Source organism: Oceanobacter antarcticus, assembly GCF_044962685.1.
Lineage (GTDB): Bacteria > Pseudomonadota > Gammaproteobacteria > Pseudomonadales > Oceanobacteraceae > Oceanobacter > Oceanobacter antarcticus.
This window is the reverse complement of record NZ_JBBKTX010000066.1, coordinates 1-529: the sequence shown is the minus strand read 5'-3', so window position 1 is coordinate 529 and position 529 is coordinate 1. Positions and strand designations below refer to the sequence as shown.

2 rRNA genes are annotated in these 529 nt (G+C 47.3%); both read left to right on the top strand.

The features are described from left to right. Positions 1-84, top strand: a 16S ribosomal RNA gene (locus tag WG929_RS20920); the annotation flags it as partial. Positions 85-308: 224 nt separating this feature from the next. Continuing rightward, positions 309-529: ribosomal RNA gene (locus tag WG929_RS20915) — 23S ribosomal RNA — on the top strand; the annotation flags it as partial.

Below are 529 nucleotides of genomic sequence, written 5' to 3'. Positions count from 1 at the left end.
GCGTTTACCACGGAGTGATTCATGACTGGGGTGAAGTCGTAACAAGGTAGCCCTAGGGGAACCTGGGGCTGGATCACCTCCTTAAACGATACTTCAGCCATCTCAGCTAAGTGCTCACACGAATTACTTGAATGCTAATGACACGGAACCCTGTGGGTTTCGTGCGTTCTTTAAAAATTTGGATACATGAGAATTGAGATTCTCAATAGAAAGCTAGCAGTTGCTTGGCGGATTAACGTCAACATAACCCTGCCATGAAAGTTTTCTTCCTCATAGCTTGTAGGAAGTAAAACGGTTTGGGGTTATATGGTCAAGTGACTAAGCGTGCGCGGTGGATGCCTTGGCATCTGGAGGCGATGAAAGACGTGGTAGCCTGCGATAAGCTTCGGTGAGGTGGCAAACAACCTTTGACCCGGAGATCTCTGAATGGGGAAACCCACCTGTTTACAGGTATCTTGCACTGAATACATAGGTGTAAGAGGCGAACCGGGAGAACTGAAACATCTAAGTACCCCGAGGAAAAGAAATC